Below are 15310 nucleotides of genomic sequence, written 5' to 3'. Positions count from 1 at the left end.
ATTAACCGGACAGTGTTCAGCAATCCATTCCGTTTTTGCGCATCGTGATTGGAGGCATTTTATAATATATTTTGAACGCTCTGGTGAATGAATATAAATTCGGATACCCCAGGGACAAGGCGATTTCCGTGACGGTTGCATCGGTTTCCTTTAACAATTGATTCGCCTTTTCCATTCGTATTTTCTGCATGTATTTTACCGGTGGCATGCCAACCTGAGTGGTAAACATATTGGAGAAGTAGGAACGGTGCACACCTGCAAAATCGGCGACCTGTTGTACGGAAATGCCTTCGGTAGCATGCAATTCCATATAATCCTTGCATTCATGAATCCAACCTGCAAGTTCTGTCGGTTGCTCAGAAGCATGATCTGGAACGATGCCTGCGAGCAATGCATACATCAAACCATGCAATTCCAATGAAGCTGAAGGCTTCCAGCGTTCAACACTTGCCAGAGCGCAAATCAGGCGTTCGGAGGTTTCTTGCACATGGGGAGTAAACATCTGTTTGCCAAACGGACTTTCGGGAAGCAGCCCGGCCAGCTCCAATAACGGCTTGACTCTTGTCCCGTCCAATGCCAACCAGCTCATTTGCAATGAAGAATCAGAAGAAAGCATGTGATAATAGTAGGTTCGCCCTGGAAACAGACAGAACAGATCATTCTTCTGCAAATCCACCCGCTTGCCATCAAACTCAAGCCGTACGAAGCCGTCATGCACAAAATGAAGGCTGTAGCACTCAATCCGTTTGGGGCCAACCTTATAATTAGGTTTGGCTATACTTCGTCCAGCTCTTACAGGCCAAATGTGCTGCTCTTTGTCCAGATCACCCGGCTTATAATAGATGAACTCTGCATACTCATACTCGTATTCCTGCATCATGACGAACCTTCACTTCCCTTCACTTTTCGTTTTGCCATAACAAAATGACAACAATAATATAACATAGAGCTATTTTTATAACTTCAATTTTCCAATACTATCATACTAGGAGGGGATTGAACTTGACGAAAACACCTAACATTTTGCTAATTACAAGCGATCAACAGCACTGGAACACCATCGGGGCATTTCAATCTGAAATTTCCACACCAAATCTGGATCGTCTCGTCCGCGAAGGAACCTCATTTGATCGGGCCTATTGTCCGAATCCGACCTGCACACCCAGCCGGGCATCCATCATTACAGGCATGTATCCCAGTCAGCACGGGGCATGGACTTTGGGTACGAAATTGCTTGAAGATCGCCATACCGTTGGGCAAAGTTTTAATGAGGCAGGCTACCGGACAGCACTTGTTGGAAAGGCACATTTCCAGCCTTTGAAATCCACGGAAGCCTATCCGTCGGTCGAAGCCTATCCGATGTTGCAGGATATGGAGTACTGGAAAAATTTCAACGGGCCATTTTATGGGTTCGACCACGTGGAGCTTGCCCGCAATCATACAAATGAAGCACATGTCGGCCAGCATTATGCGTTATGGCTGGAAGAACAGGGTTGCGTGAACTGGAGAGATTACTTCCTTCCCCCAACGGGAACTATGGACTCTTCGATAACGTACACTTGGCCCATACCGGAAAAATATCATTACAACACCTGGATTGCCGAGCGAACCAACTCTCTTCTTAACCAGTATGCAAACAAAGATGAGCCCTTCTTTCTGTGGGCCAGCTTTTTCGACCCGCATCCGGAATATCTGGTGCCTGAGCCATGGGATTCAATGTATGATCCAGATGAACTTACGATTCCGTCCCTGACACCAGGTGAGCATGACCGCAATCCACCCCATTTTCAATTAACGCAAGAAGATCATCCGGATTTTGGACATTGGAGTGAAACCGGCTTCGGCATTCATGGCTACCGATCCCATCATTATTACGAATATGGCGCGAAGTCCCGTTTAACGGAATATGACAAGAAAAAGCTGGTTGGTGTGTATTACGGGATGATCAGTATGATGGATAAATATATTGGCAAAATTCTCGACAAACTGGACGAACAAGGGTTGGCAGAAAATACGATTGTCATTTTCACAACGGATCACGGTCATTTCTTCGGTCAGCACGGTCTTCAGGCCAAGGGCGGATTCCATTATGAGGATTTAATCAAAATTCCATTTATCGTCAGGTACCCTGGAAGAGTGCCAGCAGCGAAGAAGACAAGCGCCATTCAATCACTGGTTGATCTTGCGCCAACCCTGCTCTCGCTCTGTAACATCACAATTCCACACGCCATGACGGGGATCGACCAAAAAGAAGTATGGCTTGGTGCCAAAGAATCCGTTCGTAAGCACACGCTCTGTGAATTCCGCCATGAACCTACGACGATCCATCAAAAAACGTATGTAGAGCACCGTTATAAGATCACGGTCTATTACAATCAGACCTATGGTGAGCTTTTTGACCTTGAGGCAGATCCCGATGAACAATTCAACTTATGGAACGAACCAGGAGCGGCAGAACTGAAGGCAGAACTTCTGCTCAAGTATATTTGGGCCGAACTTGAAAAGGAGCCCATGCCGATGCCTCGAATACATCATGCCTAATGGAAAGGATGAGAGAACGCATCAAGAACTCAAAAGAAACATTTGCATTGTTGATCCAACTATTTTGGATATTTTTCCGTATTGGCCCCTCTACCTTTGGAGGTGGGTATGCCATGCTTCCGATTATTGAACGTGAAGTGGTCCATAAGAAAAAATGGATGCAAGAGGATGAGATCGCTGAACTCATATCCCTGGCAGGTTCAGCGCCAGGAGGTGTCGGTGTGAATGCAGCAGCGATCATCGGCCATCGTCAAGCCGGAATTGCCGGTGCTGTATCGGCCGTCATTGGAGTGACATGTCCTACTTTTTTGATTGTCATCCTCATCAGCATGTCTGCCATGATATTCCGGAATCATCCTAAAGTTGAAGCCGCTTTAAAAGGAATGAATGGCGCAATTATCGCTTTAATCGTCGCGGCTGCTTATCGGATGGCGAGACATTCCATTTTCGATACAACCACTACCCTTGCTGTCCTTGCCACCGTCTCTTTGCTGCTATTTGGGGGAGTTCATCCCTTCTATCTTATTGTTCCGGGGCTGATATTCGGCGTACTCGTTATCCGCATCAAGAAACGGCTGGGATTTCAAGTGAGAACGATGAAGGAAACTGCGACAGGCAGCTACCCGGAACTGGAATATTACATTTGAGAAAATGAATCGGGGCGATTGAATGTATTGGGATCTGTTCATCATGTTTATTATTGTAGGCCTCGTGTCGTTCGGAGGCGGTTATGCCGTTATCCCGATTATTCAGCATGAAGTAACGGAACAAGCATGGATGACCCCCGTGGAATTCCAACAGACTGTGGCTCTTGCAGGCATATCTCCCGGCTCCATTGCAACCAATACTGCAACGTTGATTGGTTATCAGACCGCTGGCTTTATCGGAGCTATTGTTGCTACAGTGGGGATCATCCTTCCGTCTGTCGTCGTTATTGTTTCGTTATCCGCCTTCTTCTATCGCATGCAGAACAATTCATGGATCAAGTCTTCTTTGTATGGCTTGCGTCCTGTTACGACTGGACTTATTATCTATGCTGCCATTCATTTTAGTTATCCGGGTACAAAAGCGGGAATAGACTGGGGACTGGTGGCGACGTTATTCATTGGCGGGGTTTGTTTGTTTCTCCTGTTGAAATACAAGCTTCACCCCTTGCTCATTCTTCTTGTAGCGAGTGCTTCCGGTATTGTTTTATTCTGATTTGCGGACAGCACATCCTTGGTTGGTTGAAGAAGAACCGACCCACAGCGAGTCGGTTCTTCTTCGTTTTTTATGCGAGTGTTTGACGCACATATAACCGGCTTGTTTCCTCCCATATCTCCCCAGGCTGCAGACTGAATAATCCGGCCTCCTCGGAACGCAAGTCCAAATTCGGGGCATTAACGAGATTGATCTGAGGTTCCGGACAGAAAAATCCCTCCTTCGCACCATTGTTCCAGATCATCCACTGTTTATAGGACGTGCCCACATCATAGATTAGCGTCTCTCCACTTCTCATATCCTGCAGTTCCATCCGGTTTCGTCCATTCTGAGGTACTGCAGTGTAATGGTTATCCATCTCAGCAAAAAACGGATATACCCCGGAGTCACGCATCTGCTCTTCCTCGGACACAAACGGTTGAAAACGTGTCGTCGGCAGCATACGTTCATCCAGTTCCCATCGTTCTCCTACAGTAAGCTTGAGTCTATATTCACGAGCCGATCCATCTGGCGAAAAAGGGGCATTAATGGCTGTATGAAAGGCAAGCAGACAAGGCATGGATAAGCATCCATGATTGCGGATTTGCACATGCTGCATAAGTCCATTTTCACTCAGTGCATAGCGTAAAGTAATATTGAAGCTGAACGGAAAGAACGAATATACAGGATGAGTCTCATCGACGGTGATCGACACGGTTACATGGCTTTCCTTGCCCGTATGGGCATACTCCTCCACTTTCCATGGAGTGTTGTACAAAAATCCATGCAAGTGATTACCTGTAGCTTCCTCATTAACTGGCAATTGAAGTATTTCCCCATTCCAGGCAAACTGCCCATTCTTATAACGGTTCGGTGGAAACAATACAGGAATACCGTGAATCATCGGTCTGGCTTTGAAAGATGGCATCTCGTCGGGTGCCGGTTCATGCAGGAACCGATATCCCTTCTCAACATCACGGTAAGCCACCAGATTGCCGCCAATCTCTGGAAGCATTACAGCCTCGTACGAACCGTACCGCAAATAAATCGCTTTCTCGCCGTGGTACTCACCTTCCCAGGATGCACTTGTTTCACATGTGTTCAAGACACGTCCCTCCTTATTCTCCAGCGGCCGATGGTCCCCGTCCTTCGATAATGGCCCGGATCTGTTCCATCGGCATCTTCGGCTGTCTGTCATACGTCAGCAGACCATTAATCTCCTGTTCCACATCCGTCAGTTGTGTATAACAAAAACCTTCAACGACAGGAGAATCCAGCAGTGGCTGTATTACGGCATGCAATCGCGCTGCAAAATCTTCATCATTCTCGGCTCCGGAGTAGCCCCAGCCCTCCCATTCGCTTTTTTTGTAACCAATCCCTCCAAATTCGGTAATCAGTATGGGCTGTCCTTCATAGCAATAGCCGCCTACACTCAGCTTTCGGCTGCCAGGCAGGGCACTCACTGCATTTTCACGGGTACGATATCGTTCCTCAAGGATTTCCCGTCTCCATTCATAATCATGGATATTGTACAAATCCGTTTCTACCATCTCCCAGCCGTCATTTGAGATAACCGGACGAGTCGGATCAAGTGACTTGGTCAAATAATACATCGACAAGGCGTGATATTGCTGCTCCTTGCTGGTCAGAATGTTGGGAACACCCCAGCTCTCATTAAGAGGTACCCAGACTACAATACTTGGATGGTTGTAATCCCGCTCCAGTGCCTCCTGCCATTCCTTTGTGATCTGTGCAACATATTGTTCGGAGAAATCATAGGCATTCGCCATCTCTCCCCATACCAGCAAACCCAGCTTATCGCACCAGTATAGATATCTTGGATCTTCGATCTTCTGGTGTTTTCTGGCACCGTTAAAGCCTAATTCCTTTGTCAGTTCCACATCATGCCGAATCGCCTCGTCACTCGGCGGAGTCAGGTTGCCATCCGGAAAATAACCTTGATCCAAAACCAGCTTCATAAAATAAGGACGGTTATTCAGAAACAGTTTGCCATGTTCAATCGAGATTTTACGCATACCGAAATAACTGTCGACCTCATCGACGGTTACACCATCCACCAGCAGCGTGAAATGAATATCGTACAGGTTGGGTTGTTCTGGTGACCAAAGCCTGCCCAATCCATGTTGATTAAAGGTGTGAAGTCCGATGGTACGGCTCTCCTCCCTGCCGCTGATTCGGTATTCATCCTCCGTCAACTGATCGCCCTGATAAGAAATCTGCACACGCAGTCTAATTTCCTGTGTGTCCCTCTCCCTTTGTTCACTTTGAATAAAGGAGGTGATTTTTATCTCGTTGCGATCGATATCGGGAGTAAGACGAACCTTTTGCAAGTAAACAGAATCAACGGCTTCCAGCCAGACGGATTGCCATATTCCGGTGGTGCGGGTATAAAAAATTTGTGCGGACTGCTCCTGCCAGAATTGCTTCCCGCGCGGCAGTGTCACATTCCTGCTGTAATCCAGTGCCTGCACTGTTAATACGTTGACCCCTTCCTCCAAAGCATCCGTGATATCGGCATGAAAAGGGGTGTGTCCCCCTTCATGTTGAACCACAAGCTGTCCATTGACCCATACAGAGGCTTCATAGTCCACCGCTCCGAAATGGAGCAGCAGACGTTTGCCAGAAAATTTCTGCGGGATGTCAAAGGTCCGTTTGTACCAGACATTATCATGAAAATCCGGATCTCCAATACCGCTTAACCGGCTTTGAAAAGCGAACGGAACCTGAATTCGGCGGCTAAACACTTGAGTCCCCTCATTCCATTTGTCCGCACGTCCGCGATTGTCATCGTCAAACTCAAACTCCCATTCTCCGTTCAGACTCATCCAATTTTCCCGCACAAATTGCGGGCGAGGATAATCTTCTCGTACCATTGCCATCAGCACTCCTGTTCCCGTTGAATCTGTAGTGTTTCTTTAGCCTTTAAGCCAGATTGATCTTGCGGATCACTTCGAGTGGTACTTTTGGTTTACGGTCTTCCGTCAGCAGACCATTAATCTCCTGCTGCACATCCGTGACCTGCGTATAACAATAGCCCGAGATATATGGGATGGCTTTGATCGCTTCGGTGATGGAACGGAAACGTTCAATAAAGGCTTCGACCGATTCCACCTGATTACCATAACCCCATCCTTTATCCGACTGGAAAGCAATACCTCCAAACTCACTAATGATAATGGGTTGCCCCTTATACTTGTAACCTTCAGCAAAAGCAAACTTCCATCGATTAGAAGCAGTCTTGTTATTTACGATCATGTCCTTATCCTGATACCGTTCCAGAAAAGCTTCTCCCGACTCCACATAATCGTGAAGTGTCAAAATATCCGATACCGTATGCTCCCATCCGTCGTTGGTAATGACCGGACGATACGGATCAATGGCTTTGGTCAGATGGTAAATGGACTCAGTAAACTGCTGCTGCCTTACCTCATGGCCAATCGTCGGTATTCCCCACGATTCATTAAATGGAACCCAGGTAATGATGCTGGGATGATTGTATTGCTGGGGAACAATTTCTAGCCATTCTTTGGTGAATCGACTTACAGCCTCATCGTTAAACTCAAAAGTTGCCGCCATTTCCGACCAGACCAGCATGCCTTTTACATCACACCAATACAAAAAGCGTGGATCTTCCAGTTTCATATGTTTACGGATTCCGTTATACCCCATCTCGGCAATTTTATCGATATCCTCAATTAGTGCTTCCACTGAAGGCGGGGTCAAATGGCTCTCCGTCCAATATCCCTGATCCAGAATCATTCTTTGGTACAACGGAGCATTATTCAGCAGAATCTGCCCATTTTCAATCGATATTTTTCGCATACCAAAATAGGAATGGACCCGATCGATTTCCTTCTCATCTTCATACATCACAAACTCGATATCGTACAGGTTCGGTGAGCCTGGTGACCATAACGACTGTTTCCATGGCCCGCCCGCTTCATGTTTCACACTGGCTTCCACCGTCATCCAGGGTCTGTCCGGAGACAGACTGATGGTTTGCACATGCTGACCCTTCAGCTCAATCCGTGTCTCCAAACGCAAGTTGTTCTTGCCCTCGATCCCACTCAACTGAAAGTCCAAACGAATCATATGACGGTCGATATCCGGTGTCATCTTGACCGCTTCAACCCTTGCTTCACTTACATGCTCCAGCCAGACACTTTTCCATATCCCGGTGCTTTGTACATAAAAGCATTCAAAATTATCATCCACCCAGCGTTGTTTCCCCCGAGGTTGCACTGCACTCTGACTGTCTTCAACTTCAAGAACAATATTATTCTCCGAGCCGTAAGTGATATAAGGGGTAATGTCGAATGAAAACGCTGCATACCCTCCCTCATGCTCACCCACAACCGTTCCGTTCACCCAGCATTTTGCGCGATAATCCACCCCTTGAAAATGCAGAATGGTTCTCTTGCCTTCTACCTCGTTAGGAATAGTGACCTGCTTGCGGTACCAAACGAACGGATGAAATGTTTCGATCCCGATTCCGCTCGCCTGAGTTTCATAGGTAAAGGGAACTTTAATTTTGAGTCCTTCCGGAAATTGAGCTTGGTCATACCAATGCCCGCTCTCACCCACTTGATTGTCGTCAAAACTAAAGTCCCATTCTCCATTCAAATCTAACCATTCTTGGCGTACAAATTGTGGTCTTGGATAATCTTTATTGTAAAATTTAGTTGTCATCTTGTTCTCCCCGATCTCCTATTTATTTGGCTCATTGGCCTGAAACACATCAGCGTTAGGTTTAAATATAAGAAAATTGCAGGTTATCCCTTAATACCGGACATGCTAATGCCTTTAACAATCTGTTTCTCAAAAATGATAAACAATATAATGATGGGAACAGAAGCCACGGCATTAATAACCATCGGTTTGACGTAATCTTCCGAATACTGCCCCATTAACGTTGGAATACCCATTGGCAGCGTAAACAGATTATCATCCGTTATGGAAAGGAATGGCCATAGGAAATTGTTCCACGAACCGATAAAGGTCAGAATTGCCATGGATGCCATCGCCGGTCGTGTCAAAGGAAGCATGATGCTGGTAAAGATTCGCCAAAAGCCTCCGCCGTCTATTTGCACACTCTCCAGCAGATCATTAGGCACGCCATCGAAGAAACTTTTGAGTACTATGACAGCTACAGGTGAAGCCAAAGCAGGAATAATCAATCCACTGTATGAGTTCAGCAAATGCAAATCCTTGGCTACCTGATAGAGCGGAATAATGGTTGCTTCTCCGGGGATCAGTAATCCACCAAGAATGAAAAAGAACACAAACGTACGGAAACGAAACGGCACTTTGGAGAGAGCAAATCCAGCCATCGCCGCGAAAATCACAGTCAGTACTGTCACAACTACAGCGACAAACAAACTGTTAACAACCCACTGGGAAAGCTTGGTGGTCGTAAGTACTTCCTGATATACAGCCATGGAATATGGAGGTTTAAACCAGTCCAGGACCGTAATGATCTTCATGCCTTCTTCTTTGATGGATACAACCAGCATCCATACCAGTGGGGCAGCGAACATGACTGCCATCAATGCTGAACCTATACGGTATAGCCATTTCATCAGCTTTCCGCCCCTTTCCGGTTATTAATCCAGTATTGCAGCGCTGACAGCACCAGCAGGATAACGAACAAGATATAGGACATCGTTGCGGCATAACCCAGATTGTTGTTCTTGAACCCGGTCTGATAGATCAACTGAATAATCGGCCGCGTCTGGTCAAGCGGTCCCCCGCCCGTAATAACGTAGATCTGCATAAAGACCTTATATGAAGCGATAATTTGCAGCATGGTAATGGTTTTCGTCAGTGGCTTCAGATAAGGAAGAGTAATCTTCCAAAATATTTGTGTATCGCTTGCTCCATCCAGCCTTGCTGCTTCATAGATCTCATCCGGTATTTCCTGCATGGCCGAGAGATACAAAATAAAGTTGAAGCCGACCGTCCACCAGAGGGTAATGACCGTAATCACGACCCATGCCAGCCCCGTTTCTGTCAGCCAGAAGATTTCAGCATGTTCAGGCAACAATTGAAACAGGTGCAGCACGGAATTTACAAGTCCCGTATAGGGCTGAAATACGAATAATCCCAGATAGGCTGCGACGGCAACAGAGAGCACGCTTGGAATGAAAAAGATGATGCGGTAGAATTTCTGCAAAACCGATTTTCGGTTGGCAATCACAGCCAGCATAATGGCAAGGATAATCATGGTTGGAGTACTTAAAAAAACGAAAAAAGTTGAATGCCAGATTGCCTCCCAAACTTCCCTGTCCTGAAGAACCTTACGGAAATTGTCAAGGCCGACAAAATCCATTTTCTTAATCAACGTCCATTTGTAGAAGGTCATCTCAACGCCTTTAATCATTGGCCAGATCGTAAATAAACCATAGACAATTAAGAATGGAAGCAGAAATACCAGCGCCTGAATATCCGCTCTCATTTTTTTGATCTTCATATGCGTCTCCCCTTTGATTGGCACGCAAGCCTGTGATTGTAATGAGGATTACACAGGCCTGCATGATCCGTCATCCTTCTATTCACTCAGTATTTTCTGAATGGCTGCCTCCATGTTGTTCATGGCATCCGCCGGAGTCATTTTGCTCACCCAGACTTCATTCAGAAATTTAAAAGCGGCTTCATCACGGATTTGCGCATTTTTGGTGGAATGTTTACTGAATTTAACGACGCTTGCCACCTCGGCATAATCGCTGCGATATGGCAGATCCTTAAATTCCTGCTTCTCCAGCACAGATGGCTTGGATGGGATATGTCCTGCTTTGGCCCAAACTTGACCATTGTCGGCAACATAATCGGCAAAAATCATGGCCGCTTTACGTTTGGCTGGATCTTCATCCTGCGTCAGTGGCAAAATGATCGTGTGAGAATCTCCCCAGGTTGCTTCCTGATCATAGAATTTGGGAATAGGCATGGCTCCAAACTCAAGTCCCTTGGTGGATTCCCACGTTCCTGTTGTCCATACCCCTGTCATGATAATGGCTGAAGTACCACTCTGGAAATTTTTATAAAAGTCCGGATCATTTTTCTTGATATAACCTTCGGTAAACAGTTTCTGAACATACTCAGCTGCTTTAATGCCTTTCTCCTTATCTATGGCTGCGGATTTCAGGTCATCCGATACCACATCATTTCCACCCATTTGTGAATATAAGGACCACCATAGCCGGTATGGATCATCATTGTTATTGGAGAGTGCAAAAGGGGTCACCTTGGCAGGCAGCTTTTCTTTTAAAGTCTGAAGGAAAGTGAGAAATCCGTCAGCGGATTGCTCCAGGATTGGCTTGCCGTCTTCGCCAAGCAGCCCCGCATCTTTTAACAGTTTTTTGTTGTAGAACATAATAAAAGGATGAGTATCAATGGGAGCGGCATAATGCTGGCCATCGACTGTAACCGCATCCAAAAGATTCTGATTGTAGGAATTCCAATCCACGCCTGCATCTGTGGCGGGAGTGTCGAGTTCAGTGACTACCCCTTGGTCGATCAGATCGGGAAGCCTGGAGGAATGGGAAATGCCAATGTCCGGTCCATTGCCGTTTCCAACAGCGGTAATGAGCTTGGTGTAATACTCTCCCCAAGCCAGTTTCGTATTTTTCACTTCGATGTTCGGGTGAGTTTTGTTGAATTCATCGACCAATGTCTGCATGTTTGCACCATCTCCGCCATCAAACAGTGTCCAGAAAGACAACGTTACTTTTTCATCGCCGGAGGCATCATTACCAGCGCTGTCATTACTTCCGCTGCATGCACTTAAAACCGTGGATAGCGAGAGAAGTAACGTTAGTGCCAACAAGCCCATTCTTCTTTTCATGCGAGTATCCCCTTTGTTCTAGTTTTATAGATACAAACGATTTAATTGATTTATTACATTATTATTGTATCTATAGTGGGATTATATCGATGTATTTTTTGTTTGTCAACGCTTTCAATCGTATTTCATGTAATTATTAAATTAAAAAAAGCTTTAGTTACAGTTTATCCGCAACTAAAGCTTTTTCGTTAATACACATCGGGATCCATTACATAATTAATAGTCATTTTGATGTTCTGATCGTGATCTCCGAATTGGCGACCAAACAAGTTAACGCCCCCTTGGTACACCGCGTCTGGTTTGATGCCTATACGTAAACGAAGTTTATGGCTGTTCTGCAGGTTGAGCTGATCCAAAGTAACCTGTGAAATTCTCTCCATATCAAGCGTTGTCTTCTCTTTATCCACCCGCCACGTCTTAAGCAACCCGTACTGGGTAGATCCCTCATACCACCAGGCAGGGTTCAACTTCCCTCTCCTGTCCCCAAAATCACCGGGACAAGTCCACATGCCGATTTCCACACCATTAATCCATATGGAAATATCAGAAGGCCAGTTGAGATCATAATTAGGGGCTTCGGAACACATCTCCATCGAAAGCTCCAGGGAATCAATCCTCGCACCTGACGGTATTTCTAAAGGCATTAAATATTCGACATAACCTTTGCGAAACCACATAATCTGGGCCCCTATATGTTTCGGGTGAAAGAAGCTCGCCGGCTCATCCTCGCGTATAATCATTCCATCCGCATTCGCCATACCGCAAGTGGGTGATACTTCACAATCACTATAATGACCAATCGGCATATCTACTTCATAAACCTGAATATTCCCTTTGGTACCTGCTTTATCCAAATTCAGTGCAATATGAATATCGTCATAATTGCGACTGCACACCTTCATCGCTCCGCGAGAAGCTGGCTGCAGCTCTGTATTTATTAACCTCGCAGACTCCAATACTTTGATATTGCTGGCTACTGTGGATACAGGCAAGTTGAGAGCTTCAGCGATTTCCACAATGTTAAGGTTTTTGGAAATAAGGAGGCGGAGGATATCCACCCTGGAACGTGTAGATAAAGCATGAGTAACTGTTACCAGCTTGTCCGGTTCATCAAAACTAAGTTCAAGCATTGCGTTATCCACCTCATTTCAAGTTTGTGTTTCAATAATTTTACTTGTATGCATCTAAAGAGTCAACTTTGCTGTATTAAACCTTTTATTTTGTATTAAACGAATTTTATCGAATGACTGTTTTTATCTTCACTTCAACGGTGCAAATCACTCTCATAGCCAACACAAAAACACCTTAAAAACCATCCTCCATCTCTTACGACATGGGGGATTTTTTAAAGGTGTTTTGCCGTGCCTCAAGCTTTGGCTTTGGGTTCAATCAGACAAAGCTTTCGCCCGTTTATAGTGAGCTTTTTTTGACTTTACTATTTTTTGATGCGTATGGTTTGGATTTGCTGTTATTTGCTTTCCCCGTCTTTGTAAACCACTCGGACTTGGGCTTGCGTGCCGGGTTAGCTTTGGACTTGGCAGGTTTATTCGCCGCGGGTTTGCGGGCTTTAGCTTTCGCTTCGGTTTTTGCGAACACAGGAGCACTCGCCATCGGATAAGGGTGACCCTTCACTTCAGGAATGCTCTTCTTGATCACCTTCTCAATATCCTTGAGGAACGGCAGCTCTTCCTTTTCACAAAAAGAGATCGCCATCCCGCTATGCCCCGCTCTACCCGTACGTCCAATGCGGTGTACATAGGTTTCCGGAATATTAGGCAGGTTGAAGTTAATGACATGTGAAAGCTCTTCGACGTCAATTCCTCTCGCCGCAATATCCGTCGCTACCAGCACTCGTGTAACTCCGCTTTTGAAATTGTTCAGTGCCTTTTGCCGATCCGTTTGAGACTTGTTGCCGTGAATAGCCTGGGCAGTAACATTCACCTTGGACAATTCCCGCGTAACACGGTCCGCGCCACGCTTCGTGCGGGTGAACACCAGTGCCGAAACAATGGATTTATCCTGTAAAATGTGGTTCAACATATTTTGTTTCTTGCCGTTCTCCAATAAATACACAGACTGTTCAATTCGATCTACCGTAGAAGACACAGGCGTAATTTCTACTTTAACAGGATCAACCAGCAGCGTTTTTACCATTTTTGTGATTTCCGGAGGCATCGTCGCCGAGAAGAAAAGGGTTTGTTTCTTGCTCGGCATCTTGGAGATGATTCTCTTCACATCGTGAATAAAGCCCATATCCAACATGCGGTCAGCTTCATCAAGAACCAAAATTTCAATAAAACTCAAATCAATACGTTTTTGATTGACCAGATCGATTAATCGGCCGGGAGTTGCGATAATAATGTCTGCGCCTTGATTCAGCGCACGCTCCTGCACCTTTTGTGAAACACCACCAACGATAGCCGAGCAGCGAATATCCGTATAACGGCTATACGTCTTGATGTTATCCGAAATTTGGATAGCAAGCTCTCTTGTCGGCGTTAAAATCAATGAGCGAATACGGCGTCCGGGTTTGGGACCACTGGCCTTTTCGCTTAATAGTTGAATGATCGGCACAGAAAATGCTGCCGTCTTCCCTGTCCCTGTTTGCGCACAGCCAAGCAGATCTCTGCCTGCTAACACGGCTGGAATCGCCTGTTCCTGTATAGGTGTCGGGGAGGTATAGTTTGCTTTGTTCAAACCTTCCAAAATCGGTGGGATAATATTCAAGTCTTTAAAATTCATTGAGTCTCCTTAATTACGTTCATATATAAGACGTATCTTTGTTTTCACACGTAACGTATAAGGATAACATTAAAAAGACAATTTGTATATTATCTTTTCATTTCCAATGGTTCAACTCACCAGTTTCAACCCCACCGCTGATCCGAGAACCAAGGCAATAAAAACGATTCTCAACGCATTTCGGGATTCTCCATAAAAAATCATACCCAGAATCGCGCCCCCGGAAGCTCCGATTCCCGTCCAAACCGCGTAAGCCGTTCCCATAGGGAGGGTTCTCATCGCTAGAGACAGGAACCCAAAGCTTAACCCAAAACCTGCAACTAAGAGAAGAATGGACGTCAGGTTGCGGTCCTTGTTCCATTTATTAATCATCAGCACACCCATCATCTCGAACAACCCTGCCATAATAAGAAATACCCAGCTCATGAATGATGCGCCTCCTTCGTTTTCTGCTTGCTTACCATCTTCAGTCCGATTACACCGAGTAGCAAGACACCAATGAGTATCATTTTCCCAGCCTGGACAGCTGCACCAAACAATATAATCTCTGCTAGTACTGTGCCCGCCGTACCCAGTCCAACAAAGACCGCGTATACAGTGCCCACATCGAGTGAACGGGAAGCTGCAATCATTAAGGAAAAGCTGATGGCAATGGCAATTACGGTTGCTCCCCATTCCACCAAACCGCTGGCATGCTTCAGGCCGATCACCCAACCCACTTCGAAAAACGCTGCAATAATGACAAACAACCAGGTTTTGTTCATTCTGACCTACTCCTTTTTCAATACATTTCATACAACCAGGATGGATCTCTTCGCGAAAAATAAAAAAAGCCCGGGAAATAAACTGCATTGATGCAGTTCATCTCCCAGGCTTTTATCCCTCCGTGGCACAACCATCAGGTTATGAGCTTTCTCTCGGACCAGACCGATATTCTATCGCGGAACCCTAGAAAACATGTCGTATGATTTTATGATACCTATTATA

General features: G+C 45.7%; 14 protein-coding genes and 1 riboswitch. Of the genes, 3 read left to right on the top strand and 11 right to left on the bottom strand.

Annotated elements, in window-relative coordinates:
• Positions 1–16: 16 nt before the first annotated feature.
• Positions 17–877: an AraC family transcriptional regulator gene (locus HP552_RS16540; RefSeq protein WP_175396599.1), complete on the bottom strand. Its 861-nt coding sequence runs from the start codon at positions 875–877 to the stop codon at positions 17–19.
• Positions 878–1002: 125 nt separating this feature from the next.
• Here HP552_RS16540 and HP552_RS16535 point away from each other — a divergent pair, with 125 nt between their 5' ends.
• From HP552_RS16535 to HP552_RS16525, 3 genes are read left to right on the top strand one after another with little or no spacing between them, the layout of a single operon-like run.
• Positions 1003–2541, top strand: coding sequence for a sulfatase family protein (locus HP552_RS16535; protein WP_175396526.1), 1539 nt, complete (start codon positions 1003–1005; stop codon positions 2539–2541).
• On the top strand, positions 2541–3188 hold the full coding sequence (locus tag HP552_RS16530) for a chromate transporter (RefSeq protein WP_175396525.1): 648 nt from the start codon (positions 2541–2543) through the stop codon (positions 3186–3188). Before HP552_RS16535 ends, HP552_RS16530 begins: the two co-directional genes overlap by 1 nt.
• 22 nt (positions 3189–3210) lie before the next feature.
• Complete coding sequence (locus tag HP552_RS16525; protein ID WP_175396524.1) at positions 3211–3741, top strand: chromate transporter; 531 nt, start codon at positions 3211–3213, stop codon at positions 3739–3741.
• 70 nt (positions 3742–3811) lie between these two features.
• On the opposite strand, the gene HP552_RS16520 is transcribed toward HP552_RS16525, so the two are convergent.
• The 10 genes from HP552_RS16520 to HP552_RS16475 form a co-directional block, all read right to left on the bottom strand.
• Positions 3812–4825 carry an aldose 1-epimerase gene (locus tag HP552_RS16520; protein ID WP_246310921.1) on the bottom strand — a complete coding sequence of 338 codons (1014 nt, stop codon included), beginning with the start codon at positions 4823–4825 and terminating at the stop codon, positions 3812–3814.
• A 13-nt stretch (positions 4826–4838) separates the two neighbouring features.
• Positions 4839–6620, bottom strand: a complete 1782-nt coding sequence (locus HP552_RS16515) for a glycoside hydrolase family 2 protein (protein WP_175396522.1) — start codon at positions 6618–6620, stop codon at positions 4839–4841.
• Positions 6621–6663: 43 nt separating this feature from the next.
• Positions 6664–8430, bottom strand: coding sequence for a glycoside hydrolase family 2 protein (locus HP552_RS16510; RefSeq protein ID WP_175396521.1), 1767 nt, complete (start codon positions 8428–8430; stop codon positions 6664–6666).
• 83 nt (positions 8431–8513) lie between these two features.
• The gene (locus HP552_RS16505; protein WP_175396520.1) at positions 8514–9320 is read right to left on the bottom strand and encodes a carbohydrate ABC transporter permease; all 807 of its coding nucleotides are present in this window, start codon (positions 9318–9320) and stop codon (positions 8514–8516) included.
• Complete coding sequence (locus tag HP552_RS16500; protein ID WP_175396519.1) at positions 9320–10210, bottom strand: carbohydrate ABC transporter permease; 891 nt, start codon at positions 10208–10210, stop codon at positions 9320–9322. The genes HP552_RS16505 and HP552_RS16500 overlap by 1 nt, the downstream gene beginning before the upstream one ends.
• A gap of 78 nt (positions 10211–10288) precedes the next feature.
• Positions 10289–11581, bottom strand: a complete 1293-nt coding sequence (locus HP552_RS16495; protein ID WP_175396518.1) for an ABC transporter substrate-binding protein — start codon at positions 11579–11581, stop codon at positions 10289–10291.
• Positions 11582–11769: 188 nt separating this feature from the next.
• Entirely contained in the window at positions 11770–12711 is a 942-nt protein-coding gene (locus HP552_RS16490) for an ArsR/SmtB family transcription factor (protein WP_175396517.1), read from the bottom strand.
• A 280-nt stretch (positions 12712–12991) separates the two neighbouring features.
• Positions 12992–14323 carry a DEAD/DEAH box helicase gene (locus HP552_RS16485; RefSeq protein ID WP_175396516.1) on the bottom strand — a complete coding sequence of 444 codons (1332 nt, stop codon included), beginning with the start codon at positions 14321–14323 and terminating at the stop codon, positions 12992–12994.
• Positions 14324–14434: 111 nt separating this feature from the next.
• Positions 14435–14749 (bottom strand): DMT family transporter, encoded by a 315-nt coding sequence (locus HP552_RS16480; RefSeq protein ID WP_175396515.1) that lies wholly within the window; start codon positions 14747–14749, stop codon positions 14435–14437.
• Positions 14746–15087: a DMT family transporter gene (locus tag HP552_RS16475; protein ID WP_175396514.1), complete on the bottom strand. Its 342-nt coding sequence runs from the start codon at positions 15085–15087 to the stop codon at positions 14746–14748. The genes HP552_RS16480 and HP552_RS16475 overlap by 4 nt, the downstream gene beginning before the upstream one ends.
• A 99-nt stretch (positions 15088–15186) precedes the next feature.
• Positions 15187–15286: riboswitch (guanidine-I (ykkC/yxkD leader) on the bottom strand.
• Positions 15287–15310 lie beyond the last annotated feature (24 nt).

The sequence above is a fragment of the Paenibacillus xylanilyticus genome (genome assembly GCF_013359935.1).
GTDB lineage: Bacteria > Bacillota > Bacilli > Paenibacillales > Paenibacillaceae > Paenibacillus > Paenibacillus xylanilyticus.
The sequence above is the reverse complement of the archived record's forward strand: the minus strand, read 5'-3'. Positions and strand labels throughout refer to the sequence as shown.